This is a genomic window from Variovorax sp. BGA-UO-ETr-C22, assembly GCF_059567965.1.
This window is the reverse complement of record NZ_JCAQPA010000010.1, coordinates 912,336-928,775: the sequence shown is the minus strand read 5'-3', so window position 1 is coordinate 928,775 and position 16,440 is coordinate 912,336. Positions and strand designations below refer to the sequence as shown.

Genomic DNA, 16,440 nt, shown 5'->3' with positions numbered 1-16,440 from the left:
GGGCTCATCCCCACGACAGGGCCGACAGGTCGTTCACGAAGATCGGGTTCTCTTTCCAGAGGCCCTTGACGTTCTTCTTGGCCACGGTCGGGAACTGCGGCTGGTAGAGGAAGCCGTTGGCCGCGTCGGTGGCCAGCAGCTTCTGCGCCTCGCCCAGCAGCTTGTTGCGCTCGGCCGCGTTGCCGGTGGACTTGATCTTGTCGAACAGCGTGTCGAAGGCCTTCGACTGGTAGCCCCAGTAGTAGTCGGGCTTGGCGTAGTTGCCCAGGTCGAAGGGCTCGACGTGCGAAATGATCGACAGGTCGTAGTCCTTGTTGGTGTAGGTGCCGCTGAGCCACTGCGCCCACTCGACGTTCTGGATCTTCACGTTGATGCCGATCTTGGCGAGCTGGGCCACGATGACCTCGCCGCCCTGGCGCGCGTACGGCGGCGGGGGCAGGGTCATGCGCAGTTCGAGCGGGGTCTTCACGCCGGCCTCGGCCAGCAGCTTCTTGGCCTTCTCGATGTCGAAGGGGTTGATGCCCGTGGTGTCGACATAGCCCGCGGCACCCGGCACGTAGTGGCTGCCGATCGGCACGCCCAGGCCGTCGGCCGCGCCCTCGATGAAGGCCTTGCGGTCGATGGCAGCGAGGATGGCGCGGCGCACGCGCACGTCGTCCAGCGGCTTCTTCTTGTTGTTGATCGAGAGGATGGTCTTGGCGCGCGAACCGGCCAGGATGGTCTGGAACTGCGGGTTGTTGCGGAACTGCGGCACGGCGCGCGTGCCGATGCGCGTGAACACGTCCACGTCGCCCGAGAGCACGGCAGCGGCCTGCGCGGCGGTGTCCGAGATGAAGCGGAAGGTGACCTTGTTGATCTTCGCGACGGCGGGGGCGCGGAAGCCCTCCCACTTGCTCAGCGTGATCGACGAGCCCTTGGCCCAGTTGTCCAGCTTGTAGGGGCCGGTGCCGATCGGCTTGGTGGCGTTGCCCTCGGCGCTCTTGGGCTCGACGATGGCGGCCGTGGCCTGGCCCAGCACGAAGGGCAGGTCGGGGTCGATCTCCTTGTTGATGACCACGACCGTGTGCTCGTCGACCACCTGGGTGGCGAGGTTGGCGAAGGTGCGCTTGTCCTTGTTGGTGCTCTTCTCGCCGCCGGCGCGGTCGAACGCGAACTTGACGGTGGACGCGTTGAAGGGCTCGCCGTTCTGGAACTTGACGCCCTTGCGCAGCTTGAAGGTGTAGGTCTTCAGGTCGGGCGAGATTTCCCAGCTCTCGGCCAAGAGCGGCGTGACGCTGCCGTCGACGTTGATCTTGGTCAGCGTTTCCAGGATGTTGTACTGCACGACCTCGGCGATGGCGGCGGCGGCGCCGGTGGTCGGGTCCAGGCCCGGCGGCTCCAGGGCCATGCCGATCACGATGGCGTCCTTGCGGCCCTGCGCCATGCCGGCCAGCGGGGTGGCCAGGGCGACGGTGGCGCCGGCGGTGGTAAGGAGGGTGCGACGGTTCAACATACGGGGTGATCTCCGGAAAACGGTCAGTGTCGAATGACTGCTTCGGCGCGCACCGTGCCCCAGGGGGAAGCGCAGCGCCACGAAAGAAAGACACACAGCACGAAAGATGCCACGTGCAGCGAATCATTCTCTCGCAGCAGGCCCTCCGGTGCGCGCCGGCGCGGGCGGTTTTTCCTCGGGACGTTCCCGGATGGGCGAGCGATCTTGCGCGAAGCCAAGCGCTTGCGCCACCAGATGCTCATGACCGATCTGTCCGAGGGCCGGACCCTGGTTTTCAGGCCGCGCGCAGCGTGCCGCCGGGCGGCGTGTGCAGCACCGCCGACAGCAGGGTGCGGGTGTACGGATGCTGCGCGTGATGGAACAGCTCGGCCGGCGGTCCCTGCTCCACGATCTGGCCCTTGAACACCACGCACACGTCGTCGCACAGGTGGTTGACCACGGCGAGGTCGTGGCTGATGAGCAGGTAGCTGATGCCGAACTGCTGCTGCAGGTCCTGCATGAGGTTGAGCACCTGGGCCTGCACGGACACGTCGAGTGCGCTCACGGGCTCGTCGGCCACGATGAGCTTGGGGCGCGTGATGAGCGCGCGTGCGATCGCGATGCGCTGGCGTTGGCCGCCGGAGAACTCGTGCGGGTACTTGTCGAGGTCGGTGGTGCGCAGGCCGACGGCCGCGAGCGCTTCGGCGGCGCGTTCGCGCTGCTCGGCGCGGCGCGTTTCGGCCAGTGCTTCGAGCGGCTCGGCGACGATGCGTGCGACGGTCTGGCGCGGGTCGAGCGAGCCGTACGGATCTTGGAAGACCATCTGGAAGTCGCGCCGCGCGGTGCGCAGTTCGGCTTTCGAGAGCGCGTGCAGGTTGCGGCCTTCGAGCGCGACGCTGCCCGAGGTGGGCGTGTCCAGCGCCATCACGAGGCGCGCGATGGTCGACTTGCCCGAGCCCGATTCGCCGACGATGCCCACGCTCTTGCCGGCTTGCACCTCGAAGCTCACGCCGTTGAGCGCCTTCACGGTGGGCGGCGGGCCGAAGAGCTTTTCGCGCGGCAATGCGTAGTGCCGCACGAGGTCGGTCACCTGCAGCAGCGGGGTCGATGGATTCATGGCGCAACAGCCTGCGCGGCTGCAATTTCTTCAAGACGCATGCAGCGCACCGCGTGGTCCGGCGGCAGCACCGTGGCGGACGGCCGCGTGGTGTGGCAGGCGTCGACTGTGTAGGCGCAGCGGCCCGCGAACGGGCAGCCCGGTGGCAGGTCGACCAGCTCGGGCACGCTGCCGCGGATGGTGGCCAGGCGCAGGCCGCGCGGCGCACCGATGGCGGGGCGCGCGGCGAACAGGCCTTGCGTGTAGGGGTGGGCGCGCTTGGCGAACACGGCGTCGGTGGGGCCGCTCTCGACCACGCTGCCGCCGTACATCACGAGCATCTTCGAGACCGTCTGCGAGATCACGCCAAGGTCGTGCGAGATCAGGATGAGCGCCATGCCGCGCTCGGCCACGAGGCCCTGGATGAGCTCCAGGATCTGCTTCTGGATCGTCACGTCGAGCGCGGTGGTGGGCTCGTCGGCGATCAGCAGGTCGGGCCCGCAGGCCAGCGCCATCGCAATGCCGATGCGTTGGCGTTGCCCGCCCGAGAACTGGTGCGGGTAGGCATCGAGGCGCGAGGCGGCGTCGGGAATGCCGACGCGGTCGAGCAGCGCGAGCACTTCCTTGCGCGCCTCGGCTTTCGACAGGCCGCGGTGCAGCCGCAGCGGCTCACCGACCTGGCGCGCGATGGTGTGCACCGGGTTCAGCGCCGTCATCGGCTCCTGGAAGATCATGCCGATGCGGTTGCCGCGGATCTGGCACATGTCCTTTTCGTCGCGCCCGACCAGCTCGGTGCCGTCGAAGCGGATGCTGCCCGTGACCTTCGCGGTCGCGGGCAGCAGGCCCATGAGCGACATCACGGTGATCGACTTGCCGCAGCCCGACTCGCCGACGATGCCCAGCGTTTCGCCGCGCTCCAGCGAGAAGGAAATGCCGCGCACGGCTTCGGCCGGGCCGCGTTGCGTCTGCAGGCCGATGTGGAGGTCGTTGACTTCGAGAAGCGCCATGGCGTGCTTGTTTACCTCGCGCGCGCCAGGCGCGGATCGAGCAGGTCGCGCAGGCCGTCGCCCATCAGGTTCAGGCCGAGCACCGCCAGGGCGATGGCCATGCCAGGGAACACCGCGAGCAGCGGTTGCTGGAACATGAGGGTCTGGGCTTCGCTGAGCATGCGGCCCCAGGAGGGTTGAGGCGGCTGCGTGCCGAGGCCGAGGTAGGAGAGGGCGGCCTCGGCCAGGATGGCAATGGCGAAGCGGATCGTGATCTGCACGATCAGCACGGCGGAGATGTTCGGCAGCACGTGCTGCATCGTGATCGCGAACGATCCCTTGCCGCAGGCACGCGCGGCGGCGACGTATTCGCGTGACCAGATCGCGTTGGCCGAGGCGCGCGTGATGCGCGCGAAGGTCGGGATGTTGTAGATGCCGATCGCGATGATGGCGTTGACGATGCCCGCGCCGAACACGGCGGTCATCATGATGGCCGAGAGGATCGCGGGGAAGGCGAGCGTGAAGTCCGACAGGCGCATCACCGCCTCTTCGACCCAGCCGCGTCGGGCCGCAGCCAGCAAGCCCAGCGCCGTGCCGACCACGAGGCCGATGCCCACGGCGATCACGCCCACGAGGATGGAGGCGCGTGCACCCACCAGCAGCAGCGAGGCCACGTCGCGCCCGAAGGCATCCGTGCCAAGCCAATGCGTGGCCGAAGGGCCCTGCATCTTGTTCGCCATGTCCATCGCATAGGGCGACCAGGGCGTCCAGACCAGGGAGAGCACGGCAGCGATCAGCAGCAGCAGGCTCAGCACGCCGCCGATCGCAAAGCTGCGGTGGTGCAGGGCGCGGCGCCAGAAGCCCGGCACCTTGAGCGCGACGGCGCTGGGAACGGTGGTCGTGCTCATACGTCGCTCGCCTTGATGCGCGGGTCGATCACGGCGTAGAGCACGTCGACCACGAAGTTCACGATGACGACCATGGCCGCGAGCAGCATCACGCAGTTGCGCACCACGATCAGGTCGCGGTTGCTGATGGCCTGGAAGATCAGGCGACCCAGCCCGGGCAGGTAGAACACGTTCTCCACCACGATGGTGCCGGCCAGCAGCTCGGAGAACTGCATGCCCATGACGGTGATGACCGGGATCATCGCGTTGCGCAGCACGTGGGTCCACAGCACCATGCGCTGGGACACGCCCTTGGCGCGTGCGGTACGCACGAAGTCTTCGCGCATCACTTCGAGCACGGCGGAGCGTGTGATGCGCGCGAGGATCGCGGCCTGCACCACGGCCAGCGACAAAGCCGGCAGCAGCAGCGACTTCAGTCCCGCGAAGATGCCTTCACCCCAGCCCTCGAAGCCGCCCGCGGAGAACCACTGCAGCTGCACCGAGAACACCAGGATCAGCAGGATCGCGAACCAGAAGTTTGGGATGGCGATGCCGACCTGGGCCATGCCCATGAGGCCGACGTCGCCGAGCTTGTTGTGGCGCGCGGCGGCGGTCACGCCTACGAGCAGGGCGATGACGACGGTGAGGGCCATCGCCATCACGGCGAGCGGCACGGTGAGGGCCAAACGTTCCAGGATCAGGTCGATGACGGGCGAGCTGTAGGCGTAGCTGTCGCCGAGGTTGCCGGTGAGCAGGCCGCCGATCCAGTGCCAGTAGCGCGTCCACGCGGGCTGGTCCAGGCCGAGCTTGGTGGCCAGGGCGGCGACGGCGTCGGGTGAGGCGTCGGGGCCCATGAGCATCTGCGCGGCATTGCCGGGCAGGATCTCGAGGACCAGGAAAACGATGACCGAGGCGCCGATCAGGGTGCCGATCAGCGTGGCGATGCGCTTGAATAGAAACAGACTCATGGGGCGGGCCGCAGCATAACTGACTGGTGCAACAACCGTGCCTTGGCTGTGAACTTTGTCGCTCCTCGCCGGACCGCCCTGACGCCGGCGAGGGCTCCGCAGGGTCTGCTGGGAGGCCTTCGTCCGGTCCGCCGATAATCGGGGGATGGCCCTCATGATCACCGACGAATGCATCAACTGCGATGTCTGCGAGCCCGAGTGCCCGAACGATGCGATCTACATGGGCGCCGAGTTCTACGAGATCGACCCGCACAAGTGCACCGAGTGCGTCGGCCACTTCGACGAGCCGCAGTGCGTGCAGATCTGCCCGGTGGCCTGCATCCCGGTGAACCCGGACCATGTGGAGACCCGCGAGACGCTGATGCAGAAGTACGTGCGCCTCACTGCGGACAAGGCAGCGCCGTCTTCGGATGCCGCCTCGCCGTCGTCGTCAGCCGGCGCCCTCTGAGCCGGGTTTCTTCTTCTTTTTCTTCTTGCCTGTGTCCTTCGGCGCCTCGTCGCCGGTCGAAGGACTGTTGAAGCGCGCGCTCGTCGGGCGGGGCTCGGCCGTGTGTTTGCGCTGGCGGGCCTGGGCGGCCTGTTCGGCGGGCGTGAGCGGTTGCGCGCCCGAGGCAAAGCGCCCCGCATCGAAGGTCGTGGGACTGCGCCGGCCGAGCGCCTCCCGCGCCTGCGACTCCCGGTTGCGTGCCAGCCGACCTGCGCTGTGTTCGTTGTGGCGCGTGGCATCTTCCGACGCCCTGCGGTCCGCATCGCTGCGCCGGTCGTCCACCTTCACGGTCCGCCCGCCTTCGCACGGCTGGTCAGAGTAGGTGTTGCCGCATCGCCAAGTCTGGGCTGAGGCGCCCATGCAGGCGGCGGACAGTGCTATTGAAAATATAGCAATTGCCGCTGTGCCTGCTGTCTTCTTGTTCTTCGTCGTCGTTCTTCTTTTTCTCATTTTTTGTTTGCTCTCCCTCCCTGCACTCCCGTGGCCGGCTAGGTGGCGGCAGGCGTCGTGCCTCCGTCGCCGGGCTCCCGCCTCGGCGGCTTGGGCCGCGGCGGTTTGCTCGTGTGAATCATCAGCGTGGCTTTTTCCATCTCGCCGGCCACCAGCGCGGGGGCGGCATGCAAGGTGCGCACGATGGCGTCTTCGATCGCTTCACGTTGTTCCTTGAGCGGCTTCTTGAGCACCCAGTTGACCACCTCCGACTTCACGCCGGGATGGCCGATGCCCAGGCGCAGGCGCCAGTAGTCGCCGGTGCCGAGCTGGGCATGGATGTCGCGCAGGCCGTTGTGGCCCGCGTGGCTGCCGCCGAACTTGAGCTTGGCCTGGCCGGGCACCACGTCGAGTTCGTCGTGCACCACGAGGATTTCTTCGGGCGCGATCTTGAAGAAGCGCGCCAGTGCGCCCACCGACTTGCCCGACAGGTTCATGAAGGTCTGCGGCTCCAGCAGCCAGATGCTCTGGCCGCCGATGTTCGCGCGTGCCGCAAGGCCGTGGTAGCCGCGCTCGGGCACGAGGTTGAGCTTCCAGTCGCGCGCGAGGGCGTCGATCCACCAGAAGCCGGCGTTGTGGCGCGTGGCTTCGTACTCAGGGCCCGGGTTTCCGAGGCCGACAAACAGCTTGATCATGGCGCGAATTATCTCGCCGCCCCACAAAGCAAAAGGCCCGCACGAGGCGGGCCTTCTGTTCGCGGACGGAAAGAAAGAGGATTACTTCTTCTTGGCCGTCTTGGCGGCGGGCTTGCCAGCGGCAGCAGCAGCGCCTTCGGCAGCAGCGCCTTCGGCGGCGGGTGCGGGCTCTTCCGAGACCAGCGGCGGCACGGCCGACACGATGACGGGGTTGGTCTTGCCGTGGCTCACGAACTTCACGCCCTTGGGCAGCTTGATGTCGTTGACGTGCAGCGTGGCGTTCTTCTTCAGGCCCGAGAGGTCGATCTCGATGAATTCAGGCAGATCGCTGGGCAGGCAGTTGATTTCCAGCTCGGTCATCACGTGGTTCACGAGGTTGTGATCCAGCTTGACGGCGTCGGACTCTTCTTCACCCTTGAAGTGAAGCGGCACCTTCATGTTCATGCGGGTCTTGGCATCGACGCGTTGGAAGTCGATGTGTTGCACCAGCTGGCGGAACGGGTGGTATTGCACGTCGCGCAGCAGCACCTTGGTGACGGCGCCGGCGAGGTCCATTTCGAGGATCGACGAGTGGAAGGCTTCCTTCTTCAGGGCGTGCCACAGCGCGTTGTGATCGATTTCGATCAGTTGCGGCTGGGTGTCACCACCGTAGACGATGCCCGGGGTCTTGCCCGTGATGCGGAGACGGCGGCTCGCACCCGTGCCCTGCTTTGCGCGCTCATAAGCGACGAATTTCATAACTAGCTCCTGTGAGAGTCCACCGCGACCAGTGCGACTCCGGTTCAAAAAGGCCTCCGAAGGAGGCCTGCTTTTTCGCTCTCAGCTCAGAACAGGTTGTCCTGGTCCGAGAACAAACTCATCACCGACTCGCCCTTGGCAATGCGCTGGATCGTTTCGGCGATCAGCGGTGCCACGGAGAGCTGGCGGATCTTTCCGCACGCGACGGCCGCGTCGGAAAGAGGGATGGTGTTGGTGACGACCACTTCGTCCAGGGCCGTGCCCTTGGAGAGGCGTTCGATGGCCGGGCCCGAGAAGATCGGGTGCGTGCAGTAGGCGTACACGCTCTTGGCGCCGCGCTCTTTCAGCACTTCGGCCGCTTTGACCAGCGTGCCGGCCGTGTCGATCATGTCGTCCATGATCACGCAGTTGCGGCCGTCGATCTCGCCGATCACGTTCATGACTTCGCTGACGTTGGCCTTCGGGCGGCGCTTGTCGATGATGGCGAGGTCGCAGTTCAGTTGCTTGGCCAGCGCACGGGCGCGCACCACGCCGCCGACGTCGGGCGAGACCACGATCAGGTCTTCGTAGTTCTTCTGGCGCAGGTCGCCCAGCAGCACGGGCGAGGCGTAGATGTTGTCGACCGGAATGTCGAAGAAGCCCTGGATCTGGTCGGCGTGCAGGTCCATGGTGAGCACGCGCTCGACGCCCACGGTTTCCAGCAGGTTGGCGACCACCTTGGCCGAGATCGGCACGCGGCTCGAGCGCGGGCGGCGGTCCTGGCGGGCGTAGCCGAAGTAGGGAATCACGGCGCTGATCCGCTCGGCCGAAGCGCGCTTGAGCGCGTCGACCATGATCAGCAGTTCCATCAGGTTTTCGTTGGTCGGCGCGCAGGTCGACTGCACCACGAACACGTCACGGGCACGAACGTTCTGGTTGATCTCGACGGTGACTTCGCCGTCGGAGAAGCGACCGACGCGTGCGGCGCCCAGCGAGGTGCCGAGGTTGTGCGCGATTTCTGCAGCAAGGCCGGGATTGGCGTTGCCGGTGAAAACCAAAAAGTCAGGGTGATTGGCCTGCATGAGCGCGTCCGGGCAGTGCAAATGGGCTTGCGGGAAAGCCGCCAAAGGTTTCGAGTCGTGGCGGCCTGTGTGGGCCGCCGATTATTGCAGCCGGTGGACTGCAAAAGAAGCACTGCGGCCATCAGGCCGCAGTTTGAGAGATTTGGCAGGGGAGAAAGGATTCGAACCTTTGCATGCTGGAATCAAAATCCAGTGCCTTAACCAGCTTGGCGACTCCCCTACACAGGTTGATGGTTTGCACCACCCACCGATATATGTCGCATCGAACCGCAGAGCGTTCCGATTATCTCTTCAGGCTGCCCATCCCCAGAGTGGATGAACTGCCAGATTGTCGCATTGTCGAACCTGCCATCCCCGGGGGGCTTCGAGCAGTTCCGCTTCCTGCGGCAATTGCGGCATCTTCGCGAACACCGAACTTCCGGAGCCGGTCATCCGGGCCTTCAATCCTTGCAGTCCGAGCCATTCGATGGCGTCGGTGACTGCGGGGCAAAGCCGTTGGGCAACCGGCTGCAGGTCGTTGTGACCGAAGTCGTAAACCCCGTTGCCGAGGTTTGTGGCTTCTAGCTGTTCGCTATCTGCAGCAAAGCCTGAGATTATAGCAACAGGAGTTGCCCGTTCCAAATCATCCGCAGAAAAAATTAATCGGGTATCGAGCCCCTCGGGTGGCTTGGCCACCACGAAGCGTGCTGGCGGCAGGTTCACGGGGGTGATTTCCTCGCCGATGCCCTCGACCCAGGCGTTGCGTCCGCCGAGGAAGAAAGGCACATCCGCACCGAGCTTCAGCCCGATCTGCGCCAGGCGCGACAGCGGCAGGTTCAGGTTCCAGAGGCGGTTGAGCGCGAGCAGGCAGGTGGCCGCGTCCGACGACCCTCCGCCCATGCCCGCCTGGGCCGGCACATGCTTGGCGATGCCGATGTGCGCGCCTTGGCCGGGCGCGGCGTGCGCCTGCAGCGCACGGGCGGCGCGCAGCACGAGATCGTCGGCCGGCAGCGGCGTGGTGAGGTCTTCGCGGCTCAGTTGGCCATCGTTGCGCAGCTCGACGTGCAGCGTGTCGCACCAGTCGATCAGCATGAAGACCGACTGCAGCAGGTGGTAGCCGTCGTCGCGCCGCCCGGTGATGTGCAGGAACAGATTCAGCTTGGCCGGCGCGGGAAGATCGTAGATCGCCTTCATGAGCGTTCGAACACGATGCGCAGGTCGGCCCGAGGCGCCGGAGATTCGCGGGTGGCCTGCAGGCGGCCGTTCGACAGCTGGCCCAGGTCGGCGCGCCAGCCGGGCACGGGATCGGCGCGGCCGTCGAGCCAGCCGAACAGGGCGCCTACCGGAATGGCGGCGCCGGTGGCGGCTTCGATCAGTGCGTCGACGGAGTCGTAGCGGCGGGTCTCGCTGCCGTTCTTCAGCAGGGCTTCACCCGGCGCCCAGTGCAGCTGGGCCAGCGTGCTGCCGATGGGCGTGGTCAGTGTCAGGTCGCCGGTTTCGGCCGAGCCGCGCAGCTCGAACAGGGCGGCAAAGGTCTGGACCGGTTCGCTGTCGATGCGCAGCGACATGCGCCCGCTCCAGCTGGCCGAACGTCCGGGCGCGGCAGCGGTGCCGCCCGAGAGCTGGGCGCAGCCCGAGAGCCACAGCAGCAGTGCGCTGCCGCCCGCGCCGAGCGCCGCGCGGCGGGTGAAGGACCCATCGCCCCGCGCGGGAGCCGTGTGCGTGATCGATGCCATTCAGGGTTTGACGCGCAGGCGCTTGAGGGTTTCCTGCAGCGTCTCGTTTTCGGCGTCCGTCAGCAGCGATTCTTTCCAGATCGCGACCGCGCGGTCCTTCTGGCCGACCGACCACAGGACTTCGCCGAAATGCGCGCCGATCTCGGGGTCGGGCCGCGTCTTGTAGGCCGCCTCGAGGATGCGGATCGCCTCCGCCGTGTTGCCGAGCCGGAACTCGACCCAGCCCAGGCTGTCGGCAATGAACGGGTCTTCGGGCGCGAGCTGCACCGCCTTCTGGATGAGCGTGCGGGCCTCGTCGAGCCGGATCTTGCGATCGGCGAAGGAGTAGCCCAGCGCGTTGTACGCGTTCTGGCTCTCGGGCTTGAGCGTCATGAGGCGGCGCAGCAGCCGCTCCATGTCGTCCAGGCGATTGAGCTTCTCGGCCATCATGGCCTGGTCGTAGACGAGGTCGCCGTCGTCCGGCGCGGCGGCCGAGGCCTGGGCCAGCAGGTCGTAGGCGGCCTGGTATTGCTTGGCTTCGCGCAGCAGCTGGGTTTCGGCCAGCAGTTTCTGCTTGCGTTCCTCCGCCGTGCGCTCGGGCAGCGCGCGCAGCAGCTCGCGGGCCTGGGGCAGCTTGCCCTGCTTCGCGAGCAGGCTGGCGCGGCGGCCCTGGATGGCGCTCTGGTTGTCAGTGCTGTCGATGCGCGTGATCCAGCGGTCGGCCGCCTGGAAATCCTTGCGCCGTTCCGCCAGCTGCGAGAGCACGAGGTACGCCTGCGTCAGCCCGCGCTTGCGGTCCGCGACGTCACCGGCGTCCTGGCTCTGGCCCGGCGCCGTCATCAGGTCGACGTAGCGCTTGAGCGAGGTTTCGGCCGCCGCTTCCTGGCGGGCCTGCATCTGCAGGCTGCCGAGCAGCAGCCAGGGCTCCGCCAGCTCGGGGCGCGCGGCGGTCAGGGTCTGCAGCTGCGTGCTGGCGTCGCTGAAGCGGCGGTTCTCGACCAGCGTGCGTGCGTACGCGATGCGCAGGTCGGGCGAGGCCTTGGGGTTGTTCGCGAGGTAGCGCGTGACGATCGGCTCGGCCAGCGGCTGGCCGGGATCGATGAGTTCGAGCGCCAGCGCCGAGGGCGCCTCGGACGACGGATCGATGGCCTGTCCCTTGCGCGCGGCATCCAGCGCCCCCGAGGGGTCGCCGGCGTTCAGGCGCAGCCGGCCCACGGTGGCCCAGGCCAGTCCGCCGGTCGTGGGGCTCTTGAGTTCGTCGACCAGCGCCTGCTCGACCACCGAGGCGGCCAGCTTCTTGTCGGCGGCGCGGCCGTAGGTGCGTGCGATCACCGCCATCAGCAGGGGGCGCTCGATCTGCGAGGTGGCGGCCACTTCGGCGCGCAGCGGTTCGACGGTTTCGCTGATGCGGTTCAGCGCGATCAGGATCTGCAGCTCGATGCGCCGGGCATCGCGCGAATTGGGCAGTGCTTCCTGCCAGGCGCGTGCCGCGGAAATGGCGGCGTCGCCGGAGCGCGATTGCAGCGCGATTTCGACTGCGCGCTGGAACAGCTTGCCGTCGCGCAGGCGCCGGGCGGCGTCGAGCACCAGCGAATAGCCGGAGCCGGGGTCGCCGGAGCGGGCGGTGATCTCGCCCATGAGGATTTCGTAGAACAGGTCGGCCGTCAGCGCCGACGGCTGCGCGGCTTCGGCGGCCGGCTTGGCGGCGGCAGGGGTCGTCCGGGGGCGCACCGGCGGCTTCGGCGGCGCCGTGCGCTCGATGGCGGGAGGCGGGTTGCCGGCGGCGGTGGGTTCAAGAGACTGTGCGTGCGTTGTGTAGGCAAGCAGCACGAGAGACGCGGCCGCCGCAAGGCGGTGACGGCGGGGCGATGGGTTCATCTGACCATAATAATCCAGCCATTTGAACGAGCGCCGCATGGGGCTTCGTCGCTGCCGGAGTTTTACTTTTCATGCCTGAACTACCCGAAGTCGAAGTCACCCGACGCGGCTTTGCCGACCGCATCGCCGGTGCGCGCATCGAGTCCGTGCGCATCGGCAAGCCGCTGCGCTGGGCGCTGATGGTGGTGCCGCAGGCGCTGGTCGGGCGCCGCGTGCGCGAGGTGCGCCGTCGCGGCAAGTACCTGCTGATCGACCTGGACCGCGGGCTGCTGCTGCTGCACCTGGGCATGTCGGGCAGCCTGCGTTTCGACATCCACCTGCCGGAACCCGGCGTGCACGACCACTTCGACCTCGTCACCGAGCTTGGCACCCTGCGGCTGAACGACCCGCGCCGCTTCGGTGCCGTGGTCTACGTGGACGATGAAGAGGCGCCCTGGGCGCTGAAGCTGCTCGGCGGGCTGGGCATGGAGCCGCTGGGCGATGCCTTCGACCTCGACGCCTTCCATGCCGGACTGAAGAAACGCCGCACGGCCATCAAGCAGGTGCTGCTCGCGGGCGACGTGGTGGTGGGCGTGGGCAACATCTACGCGTCGGAGGCGCTGTTCATGGCCGGCATCCGGCCGACCCTGTCGGCGGCGCGCATCAGCCGGCCGCGCGCGGCGAAGCTGCATGCGGCGGTGCGCGACATCCTGGCGCGGGCGGTGGAGAAGGGCGGCAGCACCCTGCGCGACTTCTCGAACGTGGATGGGCAAAGCGGCTACTTCCAGCTCGAAGCGACCGTCTACGGCCGCGCGGGCGAGCCGTGCCGGGTGTGCGGCACGCCGATCCGGCTGTTGAAACAGGGGCAGCGCTCTACTTATTACTGCCCCCATTGCCAGAAATCCTAGGGAAGGCACGCCCCGTGGCGGCTGCTTCGGGGCAAACTCCTGCCGGTACCCCGTTCGCCATGTGGCGATGTTATATTTGTAAATTCTTACTTACATCTTTCCCTTGAGCCGCTCTTTCAACCAACAGCTCGATCAGCACGGCGCCTGGCGGAGCAACTTCGCCCGCCGCCTTCAGTGGCTGTCCCGTTGGCTGACCGACAACGAGTTGCTCGACCAGGCCGTGGCCGAACGGCTGCGCGCCCTCGAAGACCAGATCCGCACCAGCAAGGTCATGGTGGCCTTCGTGGCCGAGTTCTCGCGCGGCAAGTCGGAGCTGATCAACGCGATCTTCTTTGCCGGCTACGGCCGGCGGATCATGCCGGCCAGCGCCGGGCGCACCACGATGTGCCCGACCGAGCTGGGCTACGACGCCGCCCTGGCGCCCAAGCTGCGCCTGCTGCCCATCGAAACCCGCCTGGAACCGCACTCGCTCGCCCACTGGCGCGAGCGGCCCACGCGCTGGACCGAGTTGCCCATCGAGGTGGGCGACGCCGAGCAACTGGCCCGCGCCATGGGCAAGGTGGCCGAAGTCCGCTGGGTGAGCAAGGACGAAGCCCGCGCGCTCGGCTTCTGGAACCCCGAGACGCCCGATGACAACCCGGTGCAGGACGCCGAAGGCCGCGTCGAGATTCCGCGCTGGCGCCATGCGGTGCTGAACATGCCGCACCCGCTGCTGGAGCAGGGGCTGGTGATCCTCGACACGCCCGGCCTGAACGCGATCGGCGCCGAGCCCGAACTCACCGTGAGCCTGATCCCGCAGGCGCATGCCGTGGTCTTCATCCTGGGCGCCGAAACCGGCGTGACCCGTTCCGACCTGTCCATCTGGCGCGAGCACCTGATCACCGGCGACGACAGCCACGACACGCGCTTCGTGGTGCTCAACAAGATCGACACGCTGTGGGACACGCTGAGCACCCCGGCGCAGATCGCGCAACAGATCGAGCGCCAGCGCGAAGGCGCGGCCCGGCTGCTCGAAGTGCCGCTGGCACAGGTGCTGCCGGTGTCGGCGCAGAAGGGCCTGCAGGCCAAGATCGGCCACGACGCGGCCCTGCTCGACGCCAGCCGGCTGCCGGCGCTCGAGGCGCTGCTCGGCGAAGGCGTGCTCGGCAAGCGCGAAACCATGCTGCGACTCGCGGTCGACGCCGGCATGACCGCGCTGCGCACCGAGGCCGAGCGCCTGCTGAAGGTGCGCCAGCGCGACCTGTCGGAGCAGGCGCTGGAGCTGCAGGGCCTGCGCGGCAAGAACGTGTCGGTGATCCGCCACATGCGTGCGCGCATCGACCAGGAACATGCCGAATTCGAGGGCAGCAACACCCGCATCCTGGCGCTGCGCTCGGTGCAGGGCAAGCTGCTGCGCGAGGTGTACGCGGTGCTCGGGCGCACGGCGCTCAAGGCCGACATGGTCAAGCTGGCCGCGGCGCTCAAGCGCCCCGGCGTCAAGTTCAACGTGCGCAAGGTGTACGGCGAAACCTTCGATGCGCTGCGCAACAACCTGCGCGAAGTGCAGGCGACCACGGCCGAGATCCAGTCGATGCTGCACGCCACCTTCCGCCAGCTCAACGCCGAGCAGGGCTTCACGCTGCAGGCGCCGGCCGAGCCCGACCTGAGCGGCTTCGAGCAGGAGCTGGGCCAGATCGAGCGCAGCCACATCCACTACCTGGGCGTGGGCAACCTGATCAAGCTCGCGCAGGCCGACTTCTGCGACAAGCTGGTGCGCGCACTGGCCAGCCGGCTGCGGCTCGTCAACGAAGCCGCCATGACCGAGGTCGAGCGCTGGAGCAAGGGCGCCAGCGCGCAGATCGATGCGCAGCTCAAGGAGCGCCGCCGCAATTTCAGCAAGCGCATCGAGGCGATCGAACGCATCCAGAACGCCGCGGGCAGCCTCGACGACCGGCTGGCCGAGATCGCCGCGCAAGAAAGCCACCTGGCCGCATTGCAGGAGCGCCTGCATGAGTTCACCTCGCTGATCGCGCAGCACGGCAGCCAGCCGCCTGTCGCGGCCGCCGCCATCGCGGGCGAGCAACTGCGTGCGGCCTGAGCGCACCGCCGCGCGGGCGGCCGTCTCCCCACCTCCGCCGCTGCCTCCCGAATTCGCCGCACAGATCGTGCGCTGGCAGCGCAGCCACGGGCGCAGTGAGCTTCCGTGGCAGAACACGCGCGATCCGTACCGCGTCTGGCTCTCGGAAGTGATGCTCCAGCAGACCCAGGTCACGACCGTGTTGGGCTACTTCGCACGCTTTCTCGAACGTTTTCCCGACGTGGCGGCGCTGGCCGCCGGCACCGAGGACGAGGTGTTCGGCCTGTGGAGCGGGCTGGGCTACTACAGCCGCGCGCGCAACATGCATCGTTGCGCGCAGGAGGTGGTCGCGCGCTTCGGCGGCGCCTTTCCGCACACCGCCGCCGAACTCGTGACCCTGCCCGGCATCGGTCGTTCGACGGCTGCGGCCATCGCGGCGTTCTGTTTCGGCGAGCGCGTGGCCATCCTCGACGGCAACGTGAAGCGCGTGCTGACGCGCGTGCTCGGCTTCGACGGCGACATGTCGTCGGCGGCGCAGGAGCGCGCGCTGTGGGACCTCGCCACGCAGCTGCTCCCGCCCGACGGCCAGCGCGAGGCGGTGGCGCACTACACGCAGGGCCTGATGGACCTGGGCGCCACGGTCTGCCTGCCGCGCAAGCCCAGCTGCATGATCTGCCCGGTGAACGCCAGCTGCGTGGGCCTGCGCCAGGGCACGCCCGAGCGCTACCCGGTGAAGACGCGCAAGCTCAAGCGCAGCGCCCAGTCGCTGTGGGTGCTGCTGGCGCGCGACGCGCACGGGCGCGTGTGGCTGGAGAAGCGGCCCGCCAAGGGCATCTGGGCGGGGCTGCATTGCCTGCCGGTGTTCGACAGCCACGACGACCTGCTCGCGGCCCTGCCGTCGGGCGCGGCGCATGACACGCAGGAACTGCCGCCCTTCGTGCACGTGCTGACCCACAAGGACCTGCACCTGCACCCCGTGCTGCTGCAGGGCGTCCAGCCGCAAGGCGAGGGCGCGCGCTGGGTCGAGGCGCAGGAGTGGAGCCGGCTGGGGCTGCCCGCCCCGATGCGCAAGCTGCTGGAAACCGCCGAGGCCTGAACGGCCCCGGC

General features: G+C 67.7%; 16 protein-coding genes and 1 tRNA gene. 4 read left to right on the top strand and 13 right to left on the bottom strand.

The window, feature by feature from the left end; genetic code table 11:
• Positions 1-4: 4 nt before the first annotated feature.
• From AC57B8_RS17775 to AC57B8_RS17755, 5 genes are all read right to left on the bottom strand, one after another.
• A complete protein-coding gene (locus AC57B8_RS17775) occupies positions 5-1,492 on the bottom strand; it encodes an ABC transporter substrate-binding protein (protein ID WP_062481343.1) in 1,488 nt (495 codons plus the stop codon).
• Positions 1,493-1,766: 274 nt separating this feature from the next.
• The gene (locus AC57B8_RS17770; RefSeq protein WP_496480295.1) at positions 1,767-2,588 is read right to left on the bottom strand and encodes an ATP-binding cassette domain-containing protein; all 822 of its coding nucleotides are present in this window, start codon (positions 2,586-2,588) and stop codon (positions 1,767-1,769) included.
• Positions 2,585-3,574 (bottom strand): ABC transporter ATP-binding protein, encoded by a 990-nt coding sequence (locus AC57B8_RS17765; RefSeq protein ID WP_062481347.1) that lies wholly within the window; start codon positions 3,572-3,574, stop codon positions 2,585-2,587. Before AC57B8_RS17765 ends, AC57B8_RS17770 begins: the two co-directional genes overlap by 4 nt.
• Before the next feature lie 11 nt (positions 3,575-3,585).
• Entirely contained in the window at positions 3,586-4,461 is an 876-nt protein-coding gene (locus AC57B8_RS17760; protein WP_062481348.1) for an ABC transporter permease, read from the bottom strand.
• Positions 4,458-5,408, bottom strand: coding sequence for an ABC transporter permease (locus tag AC57B8_RS17755; protein WP_095746670.1), 951 nt, complete (start codon positions 5,406-5,408; stop codon positions 4,458-4,460). Before AC57B8_RS17755 ends, AC57B8_RS17760 begins: the two co-directional genes overlap by 4 nt.
• A gap of 145 nt (positions 5,409-5,553) precedes the next feature.
• Between AC57B8_RS17755 and AC57B8_RS17750 the strand changes: the two genes are divergently transcribed.
• Positions 5,554-5,856 (top strand): YfhL family 4Fe-4S dicluster ferredoxin, encoded by a 303-nt coding sequence (locus AC57B8_RS17750; protein WP_496480294.1) that lies wholly within the window; start codon positions 5,554-5,556, stop codon positions 5,854-5,856.
• Here the strand turns inward: AC57B8_RS17750 and AC57B8_RS17745 are convergent.
• The 8 genes from AC57B8_RS17745 to AC57B8_RS17710 all read right to left on the bottom strand — a co-directional run bounded on the left by AC57B8_RS17745 (position 5,839) and on the right by AC57B8_RS17710 (position 12,390).
• Complete coding sequence (locus AC57B8_RS17745) at positions 5,839-6,345, bottom strand: hypothetical protein (protein WP_496480293.1); 507 nt, start codon at positions 6,343-6,345, stop codon at positions 5,839-5,841. The two genes, AC57B8_RS17750 and AC57B8_RS17745, sit on opposite strands and share 18 nt — an antisense overlap.
• A gap of 38 nt (positions 6,346-6,383) precedes the next feature.
• Entirely contained in the window at positions 6,384-7,019 is a 636-nt protein-coding gene (gene pth, locus AC57B8_RS17740; protein WP_062476271.1) for an aminoacyl-tRNA hydrolase, read from the bottom strand.
• 81 nt (positions 7,020-7,100) lie between these two features.
• Entirely contained in the window at positions 7,101-7,757 is a 657-nt protein-coding gene (locus tag AC57B8_RS17735; protein WP_062476274.1) for a 50S ribosomal protein L25/general stress protein Ctc, read from the bottom strand.
• A gap of 86 nt (positions 7,758-7,843) precedes the next feature.
• Positions 7,844-8,818 (bottom strand): ribose-phosphate pyrophosphokinase, encoded by a 975-nt coding sequence (locus AC57B8_RS17730; protein WP_062476346.1) that lies wholly within the window; start codon positions 8,816-8,818, stop codon positions 7,844-7,846.
• Positions 8,819-8,961: 143 nt separating this feature from the next.
• A tRNA-Gln gene (locus tag AC57B8_RS17725) sits at positions 8,962-9,038 on the bottom strand.
• Between the two features lie 71 nt (positions 9,039-9,109).
• Positions 9,110-9,991 carry a 4-(cytidine 5'-diphospho)-2-C-methyl-D-erythritol kinase gene (gene ispE / locus AC57B8_RS17720; RefSeq protein ID WP_070061996.1) on the bottom strand — a complete coding sequence of 294 codons (882 nt, stop codon included), beginning with the start codon at positions 9,989-9,991 and terminating at the stop codon, positions 9,110-9,112.
• Positions 9,988-10,533, bottom strand: a complete 546-nt coding sequence (locus tag AC57B8_RS17715) for a lipoprotein insertase outer membrane protein LolB (RefSeq protein ID WP_496480292.1) — start codon at positions 10,531-10,533, stop codon at positions 9,988-9,990. Before AC57B8_RS17715 ends, ispE begins: the two co-directional genes overlap by 4 nt.
• Positions 10,534-12,390: a tetratricopeptide repeat protein gene (locus AC57B8_RS17710; RefSeq protein WP_354342280.1), complete on the bottom strand. Its 1,857-nt coding sequence runs from the start codon at positions 12,388-12,390 to the stop codon at positions 10,534-10,536.
• A gap of 71 nt (positions 12,391-12,461) precedes the next feature.
• Here AC57B8_RS17710 and mutM point away from each other — a divergent pair, with 71 nt between their 5' ends.
• The 3 genes from mutM (at position 12,462) to mutY (ending at position 16,429) form a co-directional block, all read left to right on the top strand.
• Positions 12,462-13,277, top strand: coding sequence for a bifunctional DNA-formamidopyrimidine glycosylase/DNA-(apurinic or apyrimidinic site) lyase (gene mutM, locus AC57B8_RS17705; protein ID WP_354342281.1), 816 nt, complete (start codon positions 12,462-12,464; stop codon positions 13,275-13,277).
• Positions 13,278-13,380: 103 nt separating this feature from the next.
• Complete coding sequence (locus AC57B8_RS17700) at positions 13,381-15,354, top strand: dynamin family protein (RefSeq protein WP_095949175.1); 1,974 nt, start codon at positions 13,381-13,383, stop codon at positions 15,352-15,354.
• A gap of 40 nt (positions 15,355-15,394) precedes the next feature.
• Positions 15,395-16,429 (top strand): A/G-specific adenine glycosylase, encoded by a 1,035-nt coding sequence (gene mutY / locus AC57B8_RS17695; protein ID WP_496480540.1) that lies wholly within the window; start codon positions 15,395-15,397, stop codon positions 16,427-16,429.
• Positions 16,430-16,440: the final 11 nt, after the last annotated feature.

Excerpts from the sequence above, each read along its gene's own strand:
- AC57B8_RS17775 (WP_062481343.1), bottom strand. The coding sequence starts at position 1,492 with ATGTTGAACCGTCGCACCCTCCTTACCACCGCCGGCGCCACCGTCGCC.
- AC57B8_RS17770 (WP_496480295.1), bottom strand. The coding sequence starts at position 2,588 with ATGAATCCATCGACCCCGCTGCTGCAGGTGACCGACCTCGTGCGGCAC.
- AC57B8_RS17765 (WP_062481347.1), bottom strand. The coding sequence starts at position 3,574 with ATGGCGCTTCTCGAAGTCAACGACCTCCACATCGGCCTGCAGACGCAA.
- AC57B8_RS17760 (WP_062481348.1), bottom strand. The coding sequence starts at position 4,461 with ATGAGCACGACCACCGTTCCCAGCGCCGTCGCGCTCAAGGTGCCGGGC.
- AC57B8_RS17755 (WP_095746670.1), bottom strand. The coding sequence starts at position 5,408 with ATGAGTCTGTTTCTATTCAAGCGCATCGCCACGCTGATCGGCACCCTG.
- AC57B8_RS17750 (WP_496480294.1), top strand. The coding sequence starts at position 5,554 with ATGGCCCTCATGATCACCGACGAATGCATCAACTGCGATGTCTGCGAG.
- AC57B8_RS17745 (WP_496480293.1), bottom strand. The coding sequence starts at position 6,345 with ATGAGAAAAAGAAGAACGACGACGAAGAACAAGAAGACAGCAGGCACA.
- pth (WP_062476271.1), bottom strand. The coding sequence starts at position 7,019 with ATGATCAAGCTGTTTGTCGGCCTCGGAAACCCGGGCCCTGAGTACGAA.
- AC57B8_RS17735 (WP_062476274.1), bottom strand. The coding sequence starts at position 7,757 with ATGAAATTCGTCGCTTATGAGCGCGCAAAGCAGGGCACGGGTGCGAGC.
- AC57B8_RS17730 (WP_062476346.1), bottom strand. The coding sequence starts at position 8,818 with ATGCAGGCCAATCACCCTGACTTTTTGGTTTTCACCGGCAACGCCAAT.
- ispE (WP_070061996.1), bottom strand. The coding sequence starts at position 9,991 with ATGAAGGCGATCTACGATCTTCCCGCGCCGGCCAAGCTGAATCTGTTC.
- AC57B8_RS17715 (WP_496480292.1), bottom strand. The coding sequence starts at position 10,533 with ATGGCATCGATCACGCACACGGCTCCCGCGCGGGGCGATGGGTCCTTC.
- AC57B8_RS17710 (WP_354342280.1), bottom strand. The coding sequence starts at position 12,390 with ATGAACCCATCGCCCCGCCGTCACCGCCTTGCGGCGGCCGCGTCTCTC.
- mutM (WP_354342281.1), top strand. The coding sequence starts at position 12,462 with ATGCCTGAACTACCCGAAGTCGAAGTCACCCGACGCGGCTTTGCCGAC.